At 51.1% G+C, this 23,096-nt stretch carries 20 protein-coding genes; 2 read left to right on the top strand and 18 right to left on the bottom strand.

Translation table 11 applies throughout. The features are described 5' to 3' along the window. Positions 1 to 7: 7 nt before the first annotated feature. Complete coding sequence (locus tag AR333_RS18705; RefSeq protein ID WP_068776887.1) at positions 8 to 562, top strand: hypothetical protein; 555 nt, start codon at positions 8 to 10, stop codon at positions 560 to 562. Between the two features lie 102 nt (positions 563 to 664). Here AR333_RS18705 and AR333_RS18700 read toward each other — a convergent pair whose 3' ends face one another. The 18 genes from AR333_RS18700 to AR333_RS18615 form a co-directional block, all read right to left on the bottom strand. Continuing rightward, positions 665 to 1,726 (bottom strand): hypothetical protein, encoded by a 1,062-nt coding sequence (locus AR333_RS18700; protein ID WP_253735909.1) that lies wholly within the window; start codon positions 1,724 to 1,726, stop codon positions 665 to 667. Then, a complete protein-coding gene (gene nagZ / locus AR333_RS18695) occupies positions 1,662 to 3,344 on the bottom strand; it encodes a beta-N-acetylhexosaminidase (protein ID WP_068776886.1) in 1,683 nt (560 codons plus the stop codon). Before nagZ ends, AR333_RS18700 begins: the two co-directional genes overlap by 65 nt. Before the next feature lie 23 nt (positions 3,345 to 3,367). After that, complete coding sequence (locus AR333_RS18690; protein WP_253735908.1) at positions 3,368 to 4,357, bottom strand: zinc-binding dehydrogenase; 990 nt, start codon at positions 4,355 to 4,357, stop codon at positions 3,368 to 3,370. 100 nt (positions 4,358 to 4,457) lie between these two features. Continuing rightward, the gene (locus AR333_RS18685; protein ID WP_068776884.1) at positions 4,458 to 5,273 is read right to left on the bottom strand and encodes an ABC transporter permease; all 816 of its coding nucleotides are present in this window, start codon (positions 5,271 to 5,273) and stop codon (positions 4,458 to 4,460) included. After that, a complete protein-coding gene (locus AR333_RS18680) occupies positions 5,274 to 6,083 on the bottom strand; it encodes an ABC-2 family transporter protein (protein WP_068776883.1) in 810 nt (269 codons plus the stop codon). It lies immediately after the preceding gene. Beyond that, the gene (locus AR333_RS18675; RefSeq protein WP_068776882.1) at positions 6,080 to 7,063 is read right to left on the bottom strand and encodes an ATP-binding cassette domain-containing protein; all 984 of its coding nucleotides are present in this window, start codon (positions 7,061 to 7,063) and stop codon (positions 6,080 to 6,082) included. Before AR333_RS18675 ends, AR333_RS18680 begins: the two co-directional genes overlap by 4 nt. 106 nt (positions 7,064 to 7,169) lie before the next feature. Further along, entirely contained in the window at positions 7,170 to 8,345 is a 1,176-nt protein-coding gene (locus tag AR333_RS18670; RefSeq protein WP_068776881.1) for a radical SAM protein, read from the bottom strand. Next, positions 8,317 to 9,420 (bottom strand): hypothetical protein, encoded by a 1,104-nt coding sequence (locus AR333_RS18665; RefSeq protein WP_068776880.1) that lies wholly within the window; start codon positions 9,418 to 9,420, stop codon positions 8,317 to 8,319. Before AR333_RS18665 ends, AR333_RS18670 begins: the two co-directional genes overlap by 29 nt. 19 nt (positions 9,421 to 9,439) lie before the next feature. Beyond that, positions 9,440 to 10,945 (bottom strand): hypothetical protein, encoded by a 1,506-nt coding sequence (locus AR333_RS18660; RefSeq protein ID WP_253735907.1) that lies wholly within the window; start codon positions 10,943 to 10,945, stop codon positions 9,440 to 9,442. Next, positions 10,926 to 11,198, bottom strand: coding sequence for an acyl carrier protein (locus AR333_RS18655; protein WP_068776879.1), 273 nt, complete (start codon positions 11,196 to 11,198; stop codon positions 10,926 to 10,928). The genes AR333_RS18660 and AR333_RS18655 overlap by 20 nt, the downstream gene beginning before the upstream one ends. A gap of 387 nt (positions 11,199 to 11,585) precedes the next feature. After that, positions 11,586 to 12,827, bottom strand: coding sequence for an MFS transporter (locus tag AR333_RS18650; RefSeq protein ID WP_068776878.1), 1,242 nt, complete (start codon positions 12,825 to 12,827; stop codon positions 11,586 to 11,588). Between the two features lie 159 nt (positions 12,828 to 12,986). Further along, entirely contained in the window at positions 12,987 to 13,574 is a 588-nt protein-coding gene (locus AR333_RS18645; protein WP_068776877.1) for a TetR/AcrR family transcriptional regulator, read from the bottom strand. A 525-nt stretch (positions 13,575 to 14,099) separates the two neighbouring features. Further along, positions 14,100 to 14,267 carry a hypothetical protein gene (locus tag AR333_RS25055; RefSeq protein WP_172798892.1) on the bottom strand — a complete coding sequence of 56 codons (168 nt, stop codon included), beginning with the start codon at positions 14,265 to 14,267 and terminating at the stop codon, positions 14,100 to 14,102. Positions 14,268 to 14,482: 215 nt separating this feature from the next. Further along, positions 14,483 to 15,376, bottom strand: coding sequence for a carbohydrate ABC transporter permease (locus tag AR333_RS18635; RefSeq protein ID WP_068776876.1), 894 nt, complete (start codon positions 15,374 to 15,376; stop codon positions 14,483 to 14,485). A gap of 19 nt (positions 15,377 to 15,395) precedes the next feature. After that, positions 15,396 to 16,271, bottom strand: a complete 876-nt coding sequence (locus AR333_RS18630) for a carbohydrate ABC transporter permease (RefSeq protein WP_068776875.1) — start codon at positions 16,269 to 16,271, stop codon at positions 15,396 to 15,398. A 246-nt stretch (positions 16,272 to 16,517) separates the two neighbouring features. Next, the gene (locus AR333_RS18625; protein WP_068776874.1) at positions 16,518 to 17,840 is read right to left on the bottom strand and encodes an extracellular solute-binding protein; all 1,323 of its coding nucleotides are present in this window, start codon (positions 17,838 to 17,840) and stop codon (positions 16,518 to 16,520) included. Positions 17,841 to 18,119: 279 nt separating this feature from the next. Then, positions 18,120 to 19,973: a response regulator gene (locus AR333_RS18620; RefSeq protein WP_253735906.1), complete on the bottom strand. Its 1,854-nt coding sequence runs from the start codon at positions 19,971 to 19,973 to the stop codon at positions 18,120 to 18,122. Then, a complete protein-coding gene (locus AR333_RS18615; protein ID WP_068776873.1) occupies positions 19,970 to 21,730 on the bottom strand; it encodes a sensor histidine kinase in 1,761 nt (586 codons plus the stop codon). Before AR333_RS18615 ends, AR333_RS18620 begins: the two co-directional genes overlap by 4 nt. Before the next feature lie 272 nt (positions 21,731 to 22,002). Between AR333_RS18615 and AR333_RS18610 the strand changes: the two genes are divergently transcribed. After that, complete coding sequence (locus AR333_RS18610; protein ID WP_068776872.1) at positions 22,003 to 23,085, top strand: B12-binding domain-containing protein; 1,083 nt, start codon at positions 22,003 to 22,005, stop codon at positions 23,083 to 23,085. Positions 23,086 to 23,096: the final 11 nt, after the last annotated feature.

The raw sequence follows: 23,096 nt of genomic DNA, 5'->3' as shown, positions 1-23,096 counted from the left end.
CTTACCGATGACACTGCGCTTATTTCAATGGTTCGGCCAATGGAACTTCCCGAGCGGACTCATCCGCAAACTGCTTTTCTCCATCGTGGTCAGTACTGTTATTGCGGCATTAATACTCAGTTTCCTGCTTAACAGGCTGGTACCCGGCAGCATGTCCTACGGAGAATTAAGCGCCCAGACAATGCCTGCTTCCTTCTACTTACCCGAAACCGGAAACTATGTCACTGATCCGGACTTAATTACGGCTTTTACAAGTACCGCTGGTGCCAAGCAAGCTTCGCGCAAGCCCGAGGCTGCCATCAGTGCCGCACTCATTCAGACGCAGGAGCCGCTTCGCTTCATCTATAACGGCACCCGGGGAAAACCCGTTCTAATTGATGCCCAAGGGCGAATCTACATGCCTGTTTCCAAAACCGAAATCAAAAATCGTTCCGGTCTTCACTGGCTTTGGTGGAAGCTTGACCCCGGCAAATCCGACACCATGTATTATGTGACGGACCCGGATCCGGCTGTAGCCAATCTGGCCCAGCGCATGGCAGCCAATACCGGTCACGCCCGTTGAAGATAACTATGCCGCCGCATATCCTATCCCGTATACCGGCAAAAGCCGAGCGGATGCCTTATTCCCAAGGGCATCCGCTCGGCTTTTGCCGCATGTCAGACATTACTTCTCCAATTGACGAAGCAGCTTCTCCAAATAGTGCGCCTCTTGTTCCTTAAATTCCTGAAGCTTCCCCGATACCCGATCAAAAATAGAAGCATCCGGCCGCATACTATGACGAATGTAGTGGTCCCGCAGCAGCATCGCTTGATGCGTCAGCTTTTTGTATCCGTCCACCAGGATCTCGTCCTGCCCTATTATTCCGTTACCGATCATATATGAAATCCGTTCGCTCATCACCATTTTGTGCTCCCACAGCACATGCAGATGCCTTATATCGTTCTGCCATACAAGAGATGGATTTCCATCCCGGACAGCCTCGTAGTAAAGCTTCAAATAATCATAAATTTCCAGACCGTACACCAGATTCTGACCGTTAAAGTTAATGCGATTGATGTGATTCTCGCTGTTCAAATAATCTTTGAGCTGGTCTTTCACTGCCGTATGATCAAATTTATAGATTCCATCTTTAAATTGATATAAATAGGTATGATGATCTCCTGTCTCGTTGTTTTCCAGCAGAGTCCGCATAGACTGGATGGCATTCCTGAATTCGTCGAACGTGATCGTCAGATTGCGGTAAACTCCCGTTTTGTCAAACATCGAGGCGTGAAAAACCCGCTCGTCGGTATCGTATCCATACAAAAACAGGTGATGTGGAAAAGGTTCTTGCTCGAAGGAGGCCGATACGGACAACCGGGATTCATCCAGGAAAACGATACAATAGTACTCATTACGGATTTGGTGCACAAAAAACTCGATCAGCGAATCCAGGCTGAGATTGGATAGGATAGAGTAGTTTACACAGCAGGTTATCAGAAAAGGATTGTTGAAATTGAGCTCATTCGGCTGTCCCCGGTGAAAATCTACAAAGCACTGGATTCCATCCTCCAAAAACCGCTTTGTGCATGAGAGTTGAATAAAATTGCTGTAATACCACGGCAGCGTCTGGCTGTACGAGCTTGTAATCGATAGCGTATAGGCCCACCTCAGAAATCCTTTAAGAGGTGGGGTTGATACCGGCAGTTGCTTGGAACTCTTGCTCAGACTCACGTTCATAGGCATTAGAATGTTCTCCTCCTGAATGCGAATACGGAATAGTGACCGGCAGCCTGCCTGCAGGTTCCAAACGTCCCAGCAGCAGTTCCGATACAGCTTGCAGCGTATGCGGATGCCCCTCATAACAGGCTACGAATCCTTTGAGATAAGGCCAAGCCGCCAAATCGACCGGATTGCGCAGGGAAACTGCAATCGCATCCGGACGTACAGCCAGCACCTCGTTAACAAGCTCTAACTGCCCCGGATTATAGTTAGCATGGAAAATCCCTATCACAACCTGATCGTAACCCTCAGCCTCTGCAGCAAGTCCGGTTATTTCCTCGCGGCCAGGATCGGTTTTGTAAATATGTTCGGTGAAGTCCTTTTGTATGAACGGCTTCACATAACTGCCGAGAGAGACGTGATGGGACAACACATCTTCCGAATGGGAAGCCTGGGTAATTTCCGGCCACAGCACCAGCGTGCTCTTATGAGGAGATAGCTTGCAGTGATCCGGCTCATGGTTCACAACCGTAATGCTCTCTTTGCGCAGCCGTTTAAGGGCATCCAAGGTCTGCTGTTTTTCCAGCCGGATACGCGTATCTTCCCAGCTGGTTGTTTCGATACTTCCAGCCTTCTTCTGCTTCAGCTCCAGAATACGACGGACGGAACTATCAATGCGCGCTTCCGGAATACGTCCGCTCCGCACAGCGTCCTCCAATGCCTGAATCACCGCTAACTGCACCTCATGCGTATGGCTGACGAGCATAATATCCGCACCCGCCTCTACTGCGCGGATGACCGCTTCAGGTACACCGATATCTTTGGATACAGCTTCCATCTCCATACAATCGGTTACGATTAACCCTCCGAATCCGAATTCTTCTCTCAGAATACCCGTCAGAATCGGATGGGATAAAGTCGCCGGCACCCGCTCACCTCTGCTTAAAGCGGGTATTCCGACATGAGCGGACATAACCGCCTCTGCCCCTGCCAAAGCAGCCCGCCGGAAAGGCACCAGCTCAACCTGCCGGATTCTCTCCAGCGGCTGATTCACAACCGGCAGCTCCCAGTGCGAATCCGATTCTGTATCACCGTGCCCCGGAAAATGTTTAATGACAGAAACAATACCCCCGTCCTGGAAACCGCGCATAGCCGCTATCCCCAGCTCGCTCACCTGCTCCGGATCATCACCAAAAGAGCGGACATCGATAATCGGATTTCTCGGATTAATATTCACATCCACAACCGGCGCAAAATTCATATTGATCCCGAGCGCCCCAAGCTCCTCCGCTACACCCTTGGCTGCTTCATAGAGCAGTTCCGGATTATGCGCTGCTCCCAAGGCCATAGCTGCGGGCAAGTACGAAATTCCTTCACGCAGTCTGGCAACCATGCCGCCTTCCTGGTCGACGGCAATCCATAGAGGGATCCCCGTGGCATCCGTTGCAATCATCTGCAGCTCCTGCGTAAGCGCAAATACTTGCTCGGTACTCTCAATATTGCGGATAAAATAAATGACGCCCCCTGCATGATGCTCTTGCAGAAGCTTACTGATTTCTTCTGTCGCAGTCACTCCTTCGAAACCTACCATCAACAGCTGCCCGATTTTCTCTTTTAAGGTAAGCTGATCAACCGTTCTCATTTACTCGTCCCCCTAATCAAGTCCTACAGTTGTGTCCAGTCAAAAATTACGCCCATCAGACCAGATTGCGGATCCGCCAATTGCCCGTACACCAAATCTGCTTTCAAGGGGCTTTCTTTCTTCGAAATTAAACGCTCCACATTCAGCTTGCCACGATTCATATAGTCAAAAATGTAGGCATTCATCCCCGGTTCCGTCCATTCCTTAAATCCGGCCATCATTCTCCCGTGAATTCCGAGGATGGACACGGAATTAAAAACCACTTTCGGCCCCACCGACTGCTTGGTCGGTTGAGTGGAGTCTCCAAGAAGGATGACTTTACCCAAATCTTTTGTGAAACGCGTGCAGGACTGCAGCACCTCATGATATCCGGTAACATCGTACACCGTATCCAGCATCTTCCCACCGGTCAGCTCCTCTATAGGCTCCAGCGCCGCTGCCGCTTCCATATCGAGCAGATCCGTCGCTCCATTCTCAAGGGCGAGCTGAAGACGCGAAGAACTCGGGGCAATGGCGATAAGCTGCCGTGTGCCGCACAGATTCAAAAATTGAATAACCAGCTGTCCGATCAATCCCAGTCCGATGACACCTACACGCTCTCCTAACGCGGGTTCCGCGCGAAGTACGCCAAGCAGCGCAACTCGGCTGATCGGCAGGAAAGCAGCCTGCTCGTCAGAGATCGAATCCGGTACAATGACTGCTTCCCGGGCATTCAGCACGAAATACTGCTTATGAGGGGCCTGGCATACTATACGATCCCCTGCGCGGACTCCCTCAACAGCAGAACCAACTTCCATGACTTCGGCTACCATCGAGTAGCCCGGATAGAACGGATACTTCACCCACGATTCCCACACCGTTCCGGCATCAAACCGCCCCCTCAGGCAAGAAAGCTCGGTTCCCGTGCTGACTAGGGATACTTTTGCCCCGCACAAAATTTCTTCCGGTCCGGGCTGCGGCACATCTTCTTCCCTGAACACGATCCGGTTCGCCTGCTCAAAGATGCAATTCAAGGACCTGCTTCCCGCCCTAAGTTCAAGATTCGACATATTAAACACATCCCTTTTGGAAGTTATACGTTCTTATCCGAACTGTCAGATCCCAAGATGATCCTTAGCTGCTTGCACTGCTGTAATTACGGACTTCATGCTGCCAGATTGCCCGGACTGCTGCAAAGAGAAGCAAAGAACCCGCCAAAGCCAGGCAAATATGCACCCATGTTAATTGGCCGAGCACAAACATAGGGCCAAAATTCGTAACCAGGAACAACGGGACCACAAAAGTTCCGATTCTGCGGACCCATGCCGGATAAATGGCCATCGGGAAGTTATTGGCGTCCCACAGGGAATTTGCAATCTCCGATGCTGACCCGGTCTGGACGAACCGGAATGACAGCAAAGCGGGTATGATCATCAGACAGTACGTAACGATGACGGAAACGAGCAGCAGCACGGAGAATCCTGAAATCGTGGACAAAGAAAGCGGAATGTCCATGGCATTCCATCCAATGATGATCATGGCTGCCCCAACCAGAATATCGGGAATCGGCAGCGCCAAATCCACATAGCGCAAGGAAGCTATAAATTGCAGTGAAACTGGTTTGGTTATCATTAAATCGAGAGTGCCGTCTTTAATATAATCGGGAATTTTGGTGAAATTTGTGAAGAAAATTCCCACATAAATTCCGGTCGCTACGGTGTGCATCCCGATAAATAACAGCAGCCCTTCCGGCGGAACCCCATCCACATGAAGATCTGTCCGGAAAACAACGAGTACATACAACAGCTTGGCCAAGAGATAGACAGATTCGACCAGAAGACTCATAAGGAAATTTCCGCGAAACTCCATTTGAGCGATCAGGCAGTTTTTAATAAACATCCGGTACAGGACCGCATATTTTTTTACTTTAGTTAAACTCAAAATAGCCATCTACCCCCCCACCGCCGAATATTTCCGGATGGAGACCCGCCAGGTAACCCGGGCAATCCACAGAAACAGCACAATCCAGCCCAACTGGATCATCAGGCCTTCATACATGCCGGCCGCCTCCGTCCTGCCGCTTAGTACGTTAACAGGGAAATAAATGGTGTAAGGAAAAGGAGTAAACTGAAGCAGCCTCACAACGGTATGGCCGAAAATCTCAAGAGGGAACATTCCTCCGCTTAAAATATTAATGAGTAAGCCTGTAATAAGAAAAAAATAAGAAATTTCGTGCAGATAGAATGCACTGGCACAAATACAGTAAACGATAAGAAAATGAAGGACTAACGCTCCCCATAAAGAAACGGCAAACAGCAGAAGACGGTCAATTTCCGGAATGAAAACGCCTTGTACGTAGGCCGTCCATAAAATGGCTGCAAGTAGAAGCGCCGTAACGGCATAGTAGATCGCTTTCTGCCCGATAAATGAAAGAAGCCTATAGCCGAAGTAGCTGACAGGTTTGATTAAATACTTGTTAAGTCCCCCGTTCTTGATGTCCTCCGCAATCTGATATTCGAACTGCGTTGCGATCAGCTTAGAGATCAGCCCGGCCAGAATGGTGTACAAAATAATTTGGCTGTAAGAGTAAGAGAAAAGAGCTGTTTCTCCCGAATGCCGATATACGGCCGTCCAGATGAAATACTGCACCATAATCGGAAATACCGCGCTCAAAAGGCCAAGAAAAAAATGAAACCGGTATTCCATGGAGTGCTGCACACCCATTGAGAACAAAACCCGGTACAATTCACGATTTTTCATCCGACAGACTCCTTGCGGTAAAGCATTGAGATGCTTTCTTCAATCGGTACGTCTTCCAAGGTCCAATCGATAACCGGGAACGTGTCCAGTAGAATGCGGGACACTTCCTTCAGACGTTGTTTAGGCAATTCGAGCACCGCGTGATAACCGTCCGAACTTACGATGCGTCCGAATTTGGAGAGGCGCTGATCGGCTACCGGTTCTGAGAATTGCAGCCGCATCACCTTTTGCTCGCCGAACATGGTATTGATCTTCTGCAGCTCGCCGTCATACAGGATGCTTCCTTCATTAATGATGATGGTACGCCGGCACAAATCCTCCACGTCCTTCATGTAATGACTCGTCAGCATGATCGTCGCGCCGAACTGCTCGTTGTAAAATTTCAGGAATTCTCTGACTTTTTTCTGGGAAGGAAAATCCAGTCCAATCGTCGGCTCATCCAGATAGAGAAGTTTCGGACGGTGAATCAGGGCAGCTATCAGCTCCATCTTCATCCGTTCCCCGAGTGACAACCTGCGAACTTGGACGTTCAGAAGCTCCTGGACATCGAGCATTTCCGATAATTCCGATAAACTTCGCGAATAGGCGGCGTCATCAATTTCGTAGATACATTTGTTGAGATAAATCGAATCACTTGCGGGCAAGTCCCACCAGAGCTGGTTTTTCTGGCCCATAACGATGGAAAATTGCCGTTTGAACGCATTTTTCCTCTCCCATGGAGTGTAGCCCAACACTTCAGCCTCGCCGCCCGTCGGGTAGAGAATACCCGAAAGCATCTTGAGGGTCGTAGTCTTCCCGGCTCCGTTAGGACCGAGAAATCCTACGCATTCTCCCGGCCCGATATCAAAGGAAACTGATTTCACCGCTTCCTTGACGAGAGATTTACGTGCAAACAAATTCTTAAGCGAGTTCTTGAGGCCCGCTTCCTTCCGGTAGTAAATAAACGATTTATGCAGTTCCCTCACACGGATGAAGTCCATCCTGCCCCTCCTGAATGATTCCCTCGTTAATGAGCGTTTTCCGGCAACCTTGCCTGTTGCCAGGCCCTTGCCGGAAAACGCCGGTTAAACCATCGTCACTTCTTAATTAGACTCCGTTGTTGTACAGCAGCACGCATTTGGAGCAGATCGGCATCAGTCCGCAAGCGACCACTTCACGCTGGTGCTTGAGCTCATCTCCATGGAAAATGTCTGCGACGCTTTGCTCGTTCAGATTGCCGACACTGAATTCAGGGAAGAACTTGCACGGGTTTACTTTCCCGTCCGGCATGACATCCATCCGGTTCGAAATCGAGAAGCACTGGGTCTTATTCATCGCGGGCTTCTCTCCCCCGCTTATAAAGTCCTTGATGTCATCCGACTCCAGCGCCGGCTGGTAGCGGATGCGTACGTTCCACACCCTGGAGTTGACGCGCTCGATCTCTTCCAGAAGATCCGCGTGCTTCTCGGGCGAAATATGGAAAGTGAAGGAATGCCAGCTGTTCTTGTGCTCCGGTGCAAAACGCGAGGCCAGGCCCGGAAAATGACTGGAGAAATACGCATCCATTTTGTCAGCCGTATTCTCCGGAATGTACCAAGGGAAGCAAAAATAGACGGAATCTACGCCAAGCTCTTCGAAATATTCCATCAATGCGTACATTTGTCCGATCATATTGTCGTTCACCGTCAGGGCTACGGAAACTTTGCCTTTGTACAACCCTTGTTTCTGCAAATCGAGAAGCAGCTCCACGGCCTTAATCACTTTCTTGAAAGTGCCCTTCCCGCGAATGGCGTCGTTTTCTTTCTCAAACCCTTCCAGGCTCACCAGCATGACCAAGTTTTCCGACATTTTCAGAATGGAATCCAGCTTTTGCTCGATCAGGATGGCATTCGTACAGATCGTCGTATAGCGGTCTTCTTTGGCCAGCAGCTCTGCCAGTTCGTCGAATTTGGAATAGAATAAGGGCTCTCCGCCCCACAGGAATACACGGGACTTCCGCTCCCGCGTTTCGGCCAGCAGTTTTTCAACCACCGCAATGTCGATCTCATCATTCTTCACTTCTTTGGCATACCCGTGGTGAAAGCCCTCCGGATTCCACTCGAAGCAGTGTTTGCACCGCAAATTGCATCCGTTATTAAGCTTAATTCCAATTTCATATGGAATGGGTGTTGCATAGGTGGGGTCTTCTCTGCGTTTTCTGCCTGTTTCGGCCAGCGGTATTAAAGTCCTCTTCATATTACGGAATGTAATCGGATCAAACGTAACTGCTGTTTTTGGCTGCATAGTACACCCTCCCGAAGTTTTCTTTTTTTAACCTTTGCTCCGCCAGACGCCCGTAACAAAGCTCCAGACTGCTCTCGGCAAAACCTTGAGACTGCCAATCTTCAAATCGGATTCCAAAGCCGCACGCTTCCCAATATTCCATGTTATGAAGCTCATGGTCCCCAAAAGGTTCAAGCATCACGAACGGCACGGCATGGGAGAATGAATCATTGAGCGTGGCGCCCCCCGGCTTGCTGAGAATAGCCTTGCAGTTGCGGACTATGTTCAGATAATCCCGGTAATCCGCCAGCGGATACTCGTTCACTGCGCCGCCTTCACGTACGAACCGGACCATGGGCGGATATGTATGTTTTCCCTGCGCGTTGCGATCCCAAGGATTCCAGTCCGGGGCCGTCCCGAAATATCGTATCGCTTCACTATCTTCGCGGACTTCCGAATGATCGTAGACGATCACGTCAAGCTGGCAGCCGCGCTCCCTGAGAGCCTCCACCGTGTCCTGGTAAGTTCCGATCCCCCAGCCCCCGCCGTGGATGAGATAACGTCCGCTTCTCTTCTCATAGGAAATCGGCTCATCTGTCTCCGCCGATACGTAATAACGAGGCAGCGAAGCCGGATCGTAGAACCATACCTGGTCATAGTGTGCACAGAGCTGCCGGTGCACTTTAAAAGAAGGGGTGTCATAAGCATCCATCCGGATTAGCTGGATATCTACCTGGAAGCCCGCTAACGTCTTATAGCGCTCCATGATAGGCAGCCAGAAGCCGGTAAAGACGGCAAATCTGGATTGGCCGTTCTCCCTCCATTGCCGAAGAAGCTTCTCTACTTCTTCTTCCTTCAAGGAAGTATCGACAGGCTTTGCCAGTTTATGTCCCATACGGGCAACGGAAAAGCTGGCATGAAAAGCGGCTTTGGTTGCGCGGATCTTATTGCGAACCTCGGCATGGTACAAATTCTCCAGAACATGAACATGCGTAGAGATTCCCTGGCTTTGCAGGAAACGGTCCAAGTGCATCGCCGGCATGTATGCGCCAAGCGAATTTCCTGACGCAAGCAAGGTAACCGAGGTAGAGTTCATAGGCAGCTCCCGTTCCTATTTAGTTGTAGATCTTCACGGACATATCGGAGAGCGCCCCCCGCAGCCGGGTCATGATTTCGCTGCGGTGCTCCTCATCACGTCCGACAACCGATACGTAGAGCCTCCCCTTAGAGAGCCCTCTTCTGGGAGAAGAGCCCTCCTGCGCCGCATGCTGGGCCAGAGTCTCATTAATCGTTAACGTATTAGAAGAGAGAAGCATGACGCCATATCCCTCCGGTGACTGCAGAAGGAGCTCCGAATCACGGAGAGTATGCATGAAACTATCAAATTTAAATCCTGACGGCAGTCCCACTGACAGAAAGGTCAGCCATCCTTGTTTGTCGAACCGGTTCCAGAAGCGGTCCAGGTAAGCGTTGATCAGCCCCATTGATTTGCGGGCATTGATCTCTACAATAGGGACCAGTTCCCCTCCCTGCAAAATCATGGAATCCACGCATACAAATCCGTGATAGCCGTCCTCGAACATGCGGCCAAGCGCTTGTTCCAGGACATTGAAATAACCGGCTTTGTCCAATCTGTCCGCAAAGGCCGAATCTGCCGTCATAGAGCCGCCGTAGTTTAACTGATGATTGATCATCCGTTGAACAGAGATAAGCTCGATCGTCCCCGTATCCCGGATCAGCCATTGGGAGGAAAAATCCGTTTCCTTGGCGAGAAAGGGTTCCAGAAGAAAGCGGGTCGTCAGACCGCTTTCTTCTTGTTTCCGTAAGTGGGAAGCTACCCTGCTCTGCATAAAACTGCTGTCGATCAGCAGATTGCCTTTGCCCGAGACCCCAAAGGGGTCCTTAATGAGATAGGCTCCCTGGTCCAAGAGCTTCTGGCCCAGACTTTCAACCTCCGCAGCGCTGTGAACCTCGATGCCGTATGCTTTCTCTCCCAGAGACTGAAGCATACGGTTAGAGTAGAACTTGGAATTCACCTTTATCACGGCTTCTAACAGAGGCAGAGGCTTCACGGGAGGATACACGCTGAGATAAGCAGCCGTATCCTCTGTAATTGCATAAGGGGATAACAAGCCTGTTACATGGCTCCCGTCACTGCCATACGCAGCTGCCGTGCCGGAGCTTGTCTCGGAACCATGAGCGTCCCGGGCCCCTGCATTCACATATTGCCGGGCCTCCCCGGCCGTGTGTCCATGCCCGCTTCTCCCTTGCCGCGCCGCAAGCCGGAAGATACAGGGCTTGAACTGCTCCAGCGTCAGCGGAGGTTCTGCGATCTGACCGGCACTCCAGTCAAAAACATGCCTCGACTGGAATTTGAATCCCAGCTGATCCAGATGCGCGCGCAGATCATCATGGATCCTGCACCTTGTGTAGAGCACATCATCCGGGCCGCAGAACGGGAACAACAGCTCATCCATACAGAGGACGACAGGTTCCCGGTCACGATCCGCCAGGGCAGGAAGAGAAGACAAGCCAGAAGCCCGCCAGCGTGTCTCCGGATCGTAGGTCCCCATAACGGTTTGCCGGAGAGAGCTCATCCGCTCACTGTTTAACATCTTCATATTGATGATTTTTCGATTCACAGCTTTGCAGGAATTCGATAAACGAACCGATAGATTCCAGATGGATATAATCAAATTCATCATAGTCGATGGTTATATTTAAGCGTTCTTCAATCTTCAGCATAAATTGGATCATTTGTAACGAATCCAGTCCGACATCATTATTGAGGTCCGTAGCAGGAGTCAGATTGTCCCGCAATTCCAGGTCTTCCCCCTTAATTTCACATAAAATATCAATGATTTTCTCGAACATAAATATCACTCCTTCAGAAGGTTAGAAATCCGTTCCTATTCGCAATGGCTGATTAAAAAGGTCAAATCCGGCCAGCGACCATTTGCTGTAAATAGACACACCCTTTCCCAATTTCGGTTACCAATATTATCCTACTAGTGACAGGGACTGTCAATCTAAATGCACACATAAACAGGGTCGTTTACATTTTCTTGAGACAAAGCATCCAGCTTTTTTTGTGTCCAAATTAATAGAGTTCGCTCCCTCAAGGCTCCGGCCATCTTCTTACGATACACCTCTTACGAGCAGGCGACAGGCTCCTTAAGCAGTCGCTTGGATAAAGAGAAACGGACCTCATCAGGTCCGTTTCTCTTTATCTGGGAGGGCCATCTCCCGCTACTGGGCAGTTCAGTCTAACGCTGCCTGCTTCCCCGGATCTTCGGCAGCCGCAACTGCAGCCGCATTCGACTGAGAACGCAGCCTGCTGGCCGGCAACAGCGAAAGCGCAATGAAGATACCCGCCAGCGTATACACGAAGATCAGCGAAGTGGCCTGCATGAGCAGTCCCGAGACAGAGGAGCCGACCAGTACCATGGCGATCAGCACGGGTGCGATGAGGCCGTTCACACGGCCGATGTAAGCCTCCTCCACCTCCTTGACCATAAACATGCTGAGCGTAATCTGAACGACGGCCATCAGAACGGCCGTTACGAAGCGCAGCGATGCGGTCAGCAGAATCGAGGTGGAGATGGCCTCGATGACGATAGCGGCCGACTCGAACAGCAGGCCAATCATCAGCATGCGGCGGACATTCAGCTTCGGTGCGATGGATGCCGCCAGCGCACCTCCGAGGAGCATACCGACACCGTACAAGGCGGTGAACCACTGCAGATGCTCCTTGCCGAGGCCGAGCCGCTCTGTCAGCAGGAACACCTCCAGCGGCTGAGTCAGTCCCGTGCCGAGCCCCACCAGCGCGAAGCAGCCCATTACAGGCAGCAGACTGCCGTGTCTGCGGACGTAGGAGTAGCCTTCGCGGAACTCACGGGCGAGCGTAGAGCCTTCCTCCCGCTCTCTGCTGCTCTCCATTCGCGGCAGCAGAGACAGCAGGAGCGCGGAGAGGAGGAACAAGGCGATCAGGCTGTACAAGGACACCTCGATGCCGACCTTCACATAAATCAGCGTCCCGATTGCCGGTCCGATAATGAGGAAGAGCGATTGCAGCGTCTGCGTAATCCCTATTGCAGTTCCGATTAATTCATCCGGAACGTTGCGCTTAAACGCCTTGGCAGAGGCCGGCTGCGAGAACTGGCTCACCACGCTGGATACGAAGGTAACGGCGAATACCGCCGGCCACCATCCGGTCGCAAGCACAGCCATGATCGCCACCACAGACAAAGCCGACAGTAAATCGCCGGTGATCATCGCCCTCTTCGGATTCCACCGGTCAGCCAGCGCCCCTCCAAGGAAGGAGAACAAGAAGATAGGCGCGTACTCAATAACCGTCAGCAGCGAGACAGCTACCGGGTCGTTGCCCGTCATATCCATGACGAAGAACAGCATCGCCATATTCCGGATCCAAATCCCCATCTGCTGCAGCAGATCCGAGCCGAGAATCAGCATAAATACCCGGTTATTCAATAGTGCTTTCATTCATTAATCCCCCGCATTCTTCATTTAATATGTTGGAACTTCTCTTCTTCAGACTAACCTCTACTTATAGACTGGACGTCCAGTCAGTTAAATGCGAAAAAAAAGCTGCAATTTAACCGAACGGTCAGTCAGTTAAAATCCCAAAAAAATGCGGGGCAGTTACTTTGCCACCCCTTTAAGAAACACTTCCACTGAATAACGGTACAGTCTGAATAACTCATCTATTTCTTTCTGATAGTAAACAACGCCCAGACCTGACATCATCGCACGAAAAACATCCGCCATGTCGTCGGCGTTTCCCTCCCGGATCTCGCCTTCTCTTATGCCATCCCTAAGCAGCTCACGAAAAACTTTGTACGGATGCTGCGACATCTCCAGAATTTTCTCGAAAACATCCTCTTTCGCCAGCTGTGTTCCAGAAAATTCTTCAGCGGCCTTGGTAATCGGGTTGCTGAAATCCTGCGCCAGATGCTCCGCTATCCCGTACAGCTTCTCGGTCACACTCGGATAGGAATCCTTCTTCGCATCCCAGTCATCCTTCCACTTCTCATAATCCCGCTCAAGAATGTACAGAAACAAATTCTCTTTGTTCTTAAAGTGATAATAGATATTCCCCTTACTGGTCTCCGAAGCCGTCGTAATCTCTTCCATAGAGGTCGCAATATAGCCTTTCTGGATAAATAGCTCCTTCGCCTTCTCTGCGATCCGCAGCTTCGTCAATTCTCCTTCACGTTTGCGTGAGTTCATGATGGCTACCTCTTCCTATACTGAACGTTCAGTCAGTAATATTATATGTGATAGATCAGCTCAAGGCAACTGCTTCCTTCAGCCCTTTTTACAACCTGCCGTACAAGGTTCTTAACAACTACATAATTGCCGATCTTACCCGCACTGACTAAGCGGCCACCCCCTTCTTCCATAAATTAGTTAATTATCAAAAGCCCGCAGACGTTTCATCCGACTCCCCTCCGGTTAATTAAGGATACAACGGAATTAGAGAGGAGAATGAACATGCAATCATCCTTGCTCCGCAAAGTTGCTACAGGCATTCTGCTGGCGGCTGTCCCTAAAATCGTCGATATGGTGTTTGACAAAATGAGCAGCAAAAAACAAAGCCGCGTACAATAATGTACCCGGCCTTACCCCCTGTCTTCCGGCTATATGCTTCCGAGACAATCCCCAGATCCCTAATACCGCCGGGCCTACATGCGCGCACTTTCAGGCCGGGCGTTCCTATAAAAAAAGCAGGAGAGCTTAGCTCTGCCTGCTTTTTTAGATGCTGACGATGGCAGCTTTAAAACTATGCATCAGTTCACTTGGGAATCGAGGTGATTGGATGATCGGCTTGGCGTACTCCCTGGCAAGCGTCTTAGCGCTGGTAGCTATCAAGTTCTGGCACTTCAGCCCTGCTCTCACTACTGCTACCGCTTGCTTCTTCATCTTGGCCGCCTTCGTGTGTGCTTACATGGATTTCAGGAGAAACAAGGGTTTTAACTCCTATATGAAGAACGTCAGTGCAGCTTACCTCATCTTTGCCCTTCTTTTCATGTATGCCGCTACCAACCAGTAAGCAATGAGACGATTGCCGGCTTGTAAACAGGGGCCAACAGCTGAGAAAACAGCCGGTGGCCCCTGACTTTGATCTATCAAATCAATTAACCCTTAACCGCTCCCGCAACCATACCCTTCATAATCTGCTCTTGGAAGGCGAGGTACACGATGATCGTCGGAATAACCGAGATGGCCATCGCGGCCATCGTCAGCCTGTAGTCCGTCCCGAAGCCGGTAGCGAACTGGGACAAGCTGAGCGGGAGCGTCTTAAGCGAAGGCTTGTTGATAAAGACGAGCGCGAACGCGAAATCGTTCCAGTAACGAAGGAATGCGAGGATTCCTACGGTAGAGATAGCCGGAATGGACAAAGGCAGCAGCATTTTCGTGAAAATGCCCCAGTAGCCTGTTCCGTCGATCAGGGCCGCTTCCTCGATTTCTTTGGGCACCGAGGTCATATAAGCGGCGATAACGAAGATCGCCAGCGGCAGTTCAAAAGCCGTATAAGGCAGAATGAGGGCCCAATACGTATCCAGCATTCCTGCTTTATTCATCATAATAAAGAGCGGAACAAGCGTACTGTGTACGGGAATAAGCATCCCCAGCAGGAAATAACCCATCAGCGGTCCGCGCATGCGGAAGTTAAACCGCGACAGTATGAAGGCCGTTAATGCCCCGATCACCAAAGTCAATACGAGAGCGCCCAGGGTAACAATAGCGGAGTTAAGAACAGCCGTCTCGATTTCGGCCACTTTCCAGGCTTGTACGAAGTTATCCCACTGCCATTTAAGCGGAAGACCGAATGGACGGTCGAAAAACTCTTCATTCGTTTTGAATGCGCTGATAAACAGCCATATGAGCGGATACAAGGTGACCAGCGCATAAAGAGCCAGTCCGATATTCAAGCCCGATGTTTTCAGGATACTGCTGAAGCCTTTACCCTCATGTCCGGCTTTCCCTTTCTTCGAAGGGGACGTTGCGGTTCCAGTTATTTGCGGCATCTAAGCCCTCCTCCTTTCGTTATCCATCGTTGCGTTTCATCAGCCTCTGGCTGGCTGTAATAAGCACCAGACTGATAATAATGATCAGCGTGGAGATCGCACTGCCATAGCCGAAACGATAAACGGAGAACGTGTTGTTATACATATAGGAGGCCAGCAGTTCCGTTGAATGCGCCGGACCGCCCCCGGTCATGACATAAATAAGGTCAAATGCTTTCAAGCTGCCCGAAATACAAAGGACAATCGTTACTTTAACCGTATCCCAGATCATAGGCAGAGTAATCGAGAACAATTTGCGGCTACCCGTTGCGCCGTCAATCTTAGCGGCATCGTCAACATCCGAAGGGATATTCTGAAGTGCGGCAATATACATGATGAGGTAAGGACCTATATAGTTCCAGATAATCGGAACGGTCAGTGCGTACATGGAAGTTGATTTCTCCGAAAGCCAGGCCTTCGTCCAGCTCTCCAGGCCGACAGCCTCAAGAAGGAAGTTCAAAATCCCGATCTGCGGATGATAGATATAGCTCCAGATAATACCTACGACAACGGACGAAAGAACCATAGGCATAAAAATAGCGGAACGTATGAATCTTTGAAAGCCCGTGCTTTTTCTGAGTACCAGCGCCAATAGCAATGCGATCGGTACTTGACCTAGGACGGAAGCGGCTACTACGATCATATTGTTTTTCAAGGCAAGCCAGAAGATCGGATCTTTCAGCGCCTCGATATAGTTATCGAATCCATTGAACTTGGCTTCTCCAATTCCTTTCCAGTCAAAAAAACCGTAGTACGCAGACCAGAAAATAGGAATGATGACGAATACGCTGTAAATGAGCAGCGCCGGCAGGAGACCAAGCACGATAAAACGGTTTGTTCTGGATGACGTAATCATGGTGTCTCTCCCCTCCTGATAAGATAACCGCCGCATACGGGCCATTAGCCAATGACCGCGTCAACGGCGGGTAGTAGCAGGTCTACATACCTAGAAATCGGAAGGCGGTAAGTCCCGGACCGATTTCCACGTATGAATATCCGAAAAAAGTTTCTCTCTTTTAGGTCCGATTTAATGGTGGACTCTCTCTCTGTGAGATAAAAACGGGGCGACCGGCGCCCCGCTTCTCTCAGCTTTCAAACCGTCTTACTTACCCAGTGATTTAGCCTGAGCATCTTGCAGTTTTTTGGCGATATCTTCCGGCTTGCCGCCCATCAGCAGCTCTTGAATACCGTTGTTAATCACTTCGGATGCAGCGGAGGACAATTGGGAATCGTATACCGGTGTACGTTTTACTTGGCCTACAAGATCGTTTACTTTAGCGAACAGGCTGGACACCTTGCTCTTATCGAGTTCGACCTTGTAAGAAATCAGCTGGTTAGACTCGAGTGTGCGTTTTTGCGCTTCCGGTCCAGCCATTGCCTGGATCAGTTTATGTGCAGCTTCTTTCTTCGTGCCTTCCGTACGTTTGTTCATTCCGAGACCTACGCCGACTACGCCGGACAGGGAATTCGGATCGCCTTTACCGTTCGGAACCGAAGGAAGAACCGTTACTTCAATATTATTGAGCTGCTCTGGCTGTGTACCTGTGGTCAGGTTGGTCAGTGCCCAGCCGCCATCGATCATCATAGCCGCTTTACCTTGTGCGAACATCTGCTCCATTTGCGTGTTGTCGATGGAGTTGAAGCCTTCCTGGAATGCGCCTGCTTTGCCGAGGTCTTGCAGACCTTTCAGTGCAGCTACGAATTCAGGATCGGTGAATTTCGCACCGTCTTGAGCGACAGCTTTCTTGAACCACTCGGTGCCTGTATAACGGTCTGCCAGTGAGCTCAGAATACTGGATTGCGCCAGCCAAGCTGCTTTGTTACCCAGTGCGATCGGCGTAATTTTCTTGGATTTGAAAGTCTCAACCGCAGTCATCATTTCATCCCAGGTTTTCGGCACTTTCACACCGTTATCGTCAAACATTTTTTTGTTGTAGTACAAGATGGAGGTTGGGGACAGGGACATAGGAATGCTGTATGTCTTGCCGTCAATCGTGAAATCGTCAAAAGAGTTCGGCAGGAATCCGTTCTTCCACTCCGCATTCTTATCAAGCAGTTCATTAACCGGCTGAAGCAGGTTACCGCTTACAAATTCCTTAGTCATAGCGCCCGGCCACATAACGAAGAGATCCGGCATTTCATTTGCCGCTGCAACCGTTTTCAAACGAGTTTTATAACCATCTGGCGGAATCGCCTGCACTTCCAGCTCTACGTTAGGATTTGCTTTTTTGTATTCTTCTACAATTGCACGCATCGTTTTGGCACGCGCATCTTCACCTGTAAAGTTGTGCCACAGGGACAGTTTTACTTTTTCACCTGGTTTAGAAGCGTCTGCGCCACCAGCTTGCGGTTCGGATTTGCTGCATGCGGATAATAGTGAGAGTGACAGAATAAGAGCAATACCTGTCTTGACTGATTTTTTCATAAGTTAAAACCCCTCCTTATCTCTATTCTTTTTCAGTATAAAAGTATGCCCTGTTTTGCAAAAGGGGATAGATTTCGGGTGAAGGGTAGAATAATCCCGGTCGTTTTATCAAACTCCCCTATTTCCGTACAGGCGATTGTAAGCGCAAACATTCAACTAAACCTTGTACCTTTGTATAAATACCCATAATTCTCGCGCCCGCCGATCCGGGAGTCTTTGCTCCATTAAAAAACAGCCAGTCCGGTAAGAGAATTCTCTTCCGGTCTGGCTGTTTATCTCTTACTTCCCTTCCCGGTTGGAGCGGAAATCGGACGGCGTCTGCCCGGTGAACTTCTTGAACAGCTGACTGAAATATTTGATGTCTTCATATCCGACCTTCTTGGCTACCTCGCTGATCTTGATCGGCGTCTCGCTCAGAATTTCGGCAGCCCGCCGGATGCGCTCGCGCATAACGAACTCAATATACGTAACGCCGGTTTCACGTTTGAACACTTCACTGAAATGATTCGGATTCACATGGACATGGCCAGCCACCTGCTGGAGAGTCAGCGCATGATCCAGATTGTCCTGAATATACGAAATCGCCCTCTTCACATAGAGGACCCCATCCTCGGACAAGTACTGGTAATAGGTCTCCATGATCACGCGCAGCCGTTTGTACAAGGTGTCCTTCATGCTTCCCGGATCACCCAGCCCGTCCCCTGCCGTGCCCGGCGCAAGACTCAGGGCATCCGATCCGGCATGTCCCGTATCCGCCTGCTCGCCTAGAGACGGCAAAAGCCGCGGCAGATCTGTCAGGCCCAGCGCGGAGGCAGTCCTCTCCAGCCACCGGTGGGCTGCAATCACGACCGACTGCGAGTAGGCCTGCAGAGAAGCGGGTGTCGCATCGGGGCTTACCAGCGCCGCATCCATCACCCGCTCCACGAAGTGGCGCAGGTCGATCGGATTGCCTCCCTTCAGCAGCACGGCGAGCTCCGACTCCTCTTCCTTCGAGCAGACGGTCCGGCCGCCCTTGCGCCCCTTGACCGTCTCGCTCAGCAGTAGAAGCTCGCTGCCGGCTATGCTGCGGAAGGATGCCGCGTAGACCGCCTCGCGGTACGAATGCGGCAGCTGAGCGAGCCCGCGCACAGGGCTGCCCGCGGCGGCGAACAGCACGCATTTCAGCTTGTCTGAAATGCGTGCAAGCTCACTGCGCAGCGCCTCCGTACCGAGATCGTCGGTGCGCAGCACGGCGAGAATGTCGCCCTGACGCTGCAGCGTCTCGCAGGGGAGCAGCTCGCCGAGCATGTTATCCACGGCGAAGCGGAGCAGGCCGCCGGAAGCGCGGGTGTCGCCCCAGCCCTGCACACTGAGCAGCAGCACCTGCAGCTCAGGCTCTTGCAGCCGGCGGTTCTGCCCGGCGTAAGGCTGGGCGGTAGCACCCGCGGGCGGCGCGGACCCGGCGCCCGCCCGCGCCCCAGTCCCGGCCGGCGGGCGCTCATATTCTCCATGCGGATGGTCTGCCCTGCGCGGCTCGTCCGCTCCCTGCTGCGTGGACCGCCCCGGAAGACCCTCCGCAGCCAGCAGCTTGTATGAATCAGGAGACTCCTGCTCCGCGTATTCTTCCGCCTGAGCCGGAGCTGCCAGTCCAAGCCTGCCGAGCAGCCGGGGCACCTGCTTCAGTGACTCGGGGTCGTCGATCCCCTCCGTCACGAGCCGCTCCAGCATCTTGCCGCGGTAAGCATTGCGCTGCATGTTATCCGCCTTATGGGTCTCCCATTTGCTGAGCAGCCGCTGCTTCGCCTTCATCACCGCACGTATAATTTCATCCGGACGGCTTGATTTGAGCAAATAGTCACCAATACCGCTGCGGATAGCTTGCTGTACATAAGCAAAATCATCGTACCCCGTCAACACGATGATCTCCGTCTCCGGCAGCACTTCCTTGACCTTCCCCGCCATCGTAATGCCGTCCATTCCGCCCATGCGGATGTCCGTAAGAATGATATGCGGATGCTCGGAGGCGATACGTCCCAGCGCTTCCTCCGCAGACTCGGCGGACGGCAGCAGCCTGAAGCCCATCTCCTCCCACTGGATGACCGTACTTAGTCCGGTGCGGATAATGACTTCGTCGTCGACAATCAGAATATTCATAATCCAGCTCCCTCTATGATCGGTATCGTAAAGGTAATAATCGTTCCTTCGCCTATTCGGCTGCGTATATGCAGGCCGGCTTCCTGTCCGTAATGAAGCTGCAGCCTGCGGTGAACATTGCGCAGCCCGTAGCTGCCCGGCACAACAGGCTCGTCCGCCGTTTCGGACAATGCAGCACGAATTTCGTTGAGCTTATCCGGATCGATACCCACCCCCGTATCTTCCACCATGAATGTGATATCGGTACCCATCTGCTGGACGTAGATACAGATCTTCCCTGTCTCCGTCTGCTTCTGAATGCCGTGAATAAGCGCATTCTCGATCAGCGGCTGCAGAAGCAGCTTCAACACCTTCTTCTTCCTGATTTCAGAATCCACAATAAAATCAATCGTAAACTTATCCGGATAGCGGACCGCCTGAATGGCCGCATAATGCTGCGCATGCGAGATTTCCTGCTGCACCTCGCAGAATTCGGAACCTTTGTTCAGGCTGAAACGCAGGAAATCACTCAGGTGTCCTACCATTTCGGCTATTTTCATATCGTTGCTCATCAGTGCCATCCAATGCACCGAGGACAGCGTGTTATATAGAAAGTGAGGATGAATTTGTGCCTGCAGCGCCAGCATGTCGGTTTCCTTCTTGCGGGCTTCATTGCGTTTAACCTGCTCGGTCAGACGCTCGATACGATCGCTTAGCCGGTTATAGCTTCTCATCAGCTGCCCGACTTCATCTGCGGATGTAACCGGCAAAGGTTTCATCGGTTCTTCCGGATCGGTGTCCTTCAGGAAACGCGTCAGCATTAAGAGCGGCTCGGTCACCTTCTGCACGAAGAACAAGACCAGGGACGACACCAGCACGACCGCAATCGCAGCGGCCAAAGCAGTAAGCAGCAGTACATACTCATTCTGCTTGCGGAAATCTTTGAACGGCATAACCCCGACCAGCTTCCAGTCTACACCAGGCACAGTATCGTAAAGAACCGTCCTCTTCTCGCTGCCTTCACCTATATTAAACGTTCCAGAAGAACCCTCCATTTCGGGAAGATCCGGCATCCATTCTTTAATCGGACTGTTCAGCAGCTGCGAATTTCCGCCCGCGATCAACTTCCGCTCTCCGTCCAGCAGGAACACCTGCCCGTTCTCACTGATTGCCGACTTACGCACCAGTTCCGCAATCACGTTCTGATCCAGGCTGATGGTCATTCTTCCCAGATGGGCAAATGTATTCGTGCTGCGAACAGGACGTACAAGGGAGATCACTCTCTGCTCTCCTATCGTAGTGCGATTTGTATAAAGAGGCGTCCACCATTTGGGACGGTCTCCTTCCGATATGTCTTTGGGTCCGGGCCAATCCGGCATTCCGGACTTTACAATACTCGTATTGGACAATTCCGGCAGATCACGGGCTGAATGGATCGTAATCTCAGCGATATAAGCCTTGGAGAAAGCCAAATTAGTCAAAAAACCGATAATGATCGTAGGTCTCAGAGCATCCCACTGCGTGTCCGACAGGTATTGCTGGACATCTCTTTGCCCGATTAGAAATATAGACATATTTTCGACATCCTGTACCATGAGCTCCAGATTCGTCCGCATTTGGGCCAATAAATTCATACCTGCCTGCGATGCCTTTTCTTCGGTCACCGAGGCGGCCATCTGATAAGAAAATATACCGAACGACAGGAGCGGAATCCCGATAGATACAAGCATCAGAAAAGATAATTTACGTTTGAGCGAACGCCCCAGCCACCGCCTCATACGATTCCCCCGCTAGTTTTATTACGACTTTTTTTATTGGAAAATTCTGTTTTTCCCTTGTTGAAATGGAATGATTTTTCCTATCGTATCATAAATATCGCAGAAAAAGCCCAACTATTTAAAGGGTATATCCATCCAAACAATTTCCAAATGTGCCGTAAAAGAGTATAATAGAAGATATACAAGAAATTTTCACCTTGTCGCAAGGCATAAATCGCAGGCTAGTTCATTCTTACAAGCCTTCGTATTGTTAAAGGAGGTCTACCCGAATCATGAATCATGAAGACACGGGCCGGCGCCTTTTACAAATGGCCGACGAATTAGCGGAATATGTCACTCATCTGCAGTATCAGCTTCAACCTGATCTGATGGATCGTTTTGGAGAGCGCGGCCGGCAATTGGCCCGGCAGGACTCCAATTACAGTATCCGATATCTGGCTGAGAGCGTTCATATGCAAAGCCCGGACTTATTCAGTCATTATACGTCCTGGGCCATGGAATTGCTCGCCGGGTACAAGTTGTCCAAGGAAGATATGGCCCTTAACTACCGGTTGATCGAGCAAGCTGTAAATGAACATTTCGAAGAACCGGACCGGAACTTGATCGTCCAGTATGTACAGGTCGGACTGAATCAAATGCAATCCGCTGTTGCTTCACAATCTTTCCTGACCGCTGACCAGCCGTTAGCGGATATGGCTACCGCATACACGAATGCCCTGCTCCGGGCGGACCGCAGAGAGGCTTTGCAGCTCGTTCTGGACCGCGTGGAAGCGGGCATCCCTATCACTGATCTATACCTTCATGTATTCCAACCGTCCCAGAGGGAAATCGGCCGCCTCTGGCAGACCAATCAGATCTCGGTGGCACAGGAGCACTTGTGTACCGCCGCCACGCAGATGGTGATGTCGCACTTATACCCGTACTTATTCGCAACGCAGCGAACCGGCGGCACTATGGTAGCCGCTTGTGTCGGTGAAGAACTGCATGAGATCGGGCTGCGCATGGTCTCTGACCTATTCGAGCTGAATGGCTGGGATACCTATTATTTAGGCGCCAATGTCCCCTCACGCAGTCTAATCCGAACACTAGTCGAGAAGAAGGCCAATATAGTCGCTATTTCGGCAACGATGACATTCCATGTGCACTTGGTGGAAGAACTGATCGCTGAGATTCGCAGCAGCGAAGCAGGAGATAATGTGCACATTCTAGTGGGAGGACTGCCGTTTAATATTGACCGGGAACTTTGGCGTAAAGTCGGAGCCGACGGTTACGCCAACGACGCGCAGGAGGCCATCCGGCTGGCGGACCACTGGAAGCACCACCGTATCGGAAACGAACTAGCACGGCCTATTTAAAGGCCTTCGTT

The sequence above is a fragment of the Paenibacillus sp. FJAT-26967 genome, assembly GCF_001541095.1.
In the GTDB taxonomy this organism is placed as follows: Bacteria; Bacillota; Bacilli; order Paenibacillales; family NBRC-103111; genus Paenibacillus_F.
The sequence above is the reverse complement of the archived record's forward strand: the minus strand, read 5'-3'. Positions and strand labels throughout refer to the sequence as shown.

Bases quoted from the DNA above. Each gene is read 5' to 3' on its own strand.
- AR333_RS18705 (WP_068776887.1), top strand. From the start codon at position 8: ATGACACTGCGCTTATTTCAATGGTTCGGCCAATGGAACTTCCCGAGC.
- AR333_RS18700 (WP_253735909.1), bottom strand. From the start codon at position 1,726: ATGCCTATGAACGTGAGTCTGAGCAAGAGTTCCAAGCAACTGCCGGTA.
- nagZ (WP_068776886.1), bottom strand. From the start codon at position 3,344: ATGAGAACGGTTGATCAGCTTACCTTAAAAGAGAAAATCGGGCAGCTG.
- AR333_RS18685 (WP_068776884.1), bottom strand. From the start codon at position 5,273: ATGGCTATTTTGAGTTTAACTAAAGTAAAAAAATATGCGGTCCTGTAC.
- AR333_RS18680 (WP_068776883.1), bottom strand. From the start codon at position 6,083: ATGAAAAATCGTGAATTGTACCGGGTTTTGTTCTCAATGGGTGTGCAG.
- AR333_RS18675 (WP_068776882.1), bottom strand. From the start codon at position 7,063: ATGGACTTCATCCGTGTGAGGGAACTGCATAAATCGTTTATTTACTAC.
- AR333_RS18670 (WP_068776881.1), bottom strand. From the start codon at position 8,345: ATGCAGCCAAAAACAGCAGTTACGTTTGATCCGATTACATTCCGTAAT.
- AR333_RS18665 (WP_068776880.1), bottom strand. From the start codon at position 9,420: ATGAACTCTACCTCGGTTACCTTGCTTGCGTCAGGAAATTCGCTTGGC.
- AR333_RS18660 (WP_253735907.1), bottom strand. From the start codon at position 10,945: ATGAAGATGTTAAACAGTGAGCGGATGAGCTCTCTCCGGCAAACCGTT.
- AR333_RS18655 (WP_068776879.1), bottom strand. From the start codon at position 11,198: ATGTTCGAGAAAATCATTGATATTTTATGTGAAATTAAGGGGGAAGAC.
- AR333_RS18650 (WP_068776878.1), bottom strand. From the start codon at position 12,827: ATGAAAGCACTATTGAATAACCGGGTATTTATGCTGATTCTCGGCTCG.
- AR333_RS18645 (WP_068776877.1), bottom strand. From the start codon at position 13,574: ATGAACTCACGCAAACGTGAAGGAGAATTGACGAAGCTGCGGATCGCA.
- AR333_RS25055 (WP_172798892.1), bottom strand. From the start codon at position 14,267: ATGAAGAAGCAAGCGGTAGCAGTAGTGAGAGCAGGGCTGAAGTGCCAG.
- AR333_RS18635 (WP_068776876.1), bottom strand. From the start codon at position 15,376: ATGCCGCAAATAACTGGAACCGCAACGTCCCCTTCGAAGAAAGGGAAA.
- AR333_RS18630 (WP_068776875.1), bottom strand. From the start codon at position 16,271: ATGATTACGTCATCCAGAACAAACCGTTTTATCGTGCTTGGTCTCCTG.
- AR333_RS18625 (WP_068776874.1), bottom strand. From the start codon at position 17,840: ATGAAAAAATCAGTCAAGACAGGTATTGCTCTTATTCTGTCACTCTCA.
- AR333_RS18620 (WP_253735906.1), bottom strand. From the start codon at position 19,973: ATGAATATTCTGATTGTCGACGACGAAGTCATTATCCGCACCGGACTA.
- AR333_RS18615 (WP_068776873.1), bottom strand. From the start codon at position 21,730: ATGAGGCGGTGGCTGGGGCGTTCGCTCAAACGTAAATTATCTTTTCTG.
- AR333_RS18610 (WP_068776872.1), top strand. From the start codon at position 22,003: ATGAATCATGAAGACACGGGCCGGCGCCTTTTACAAATGGCCGACGAA.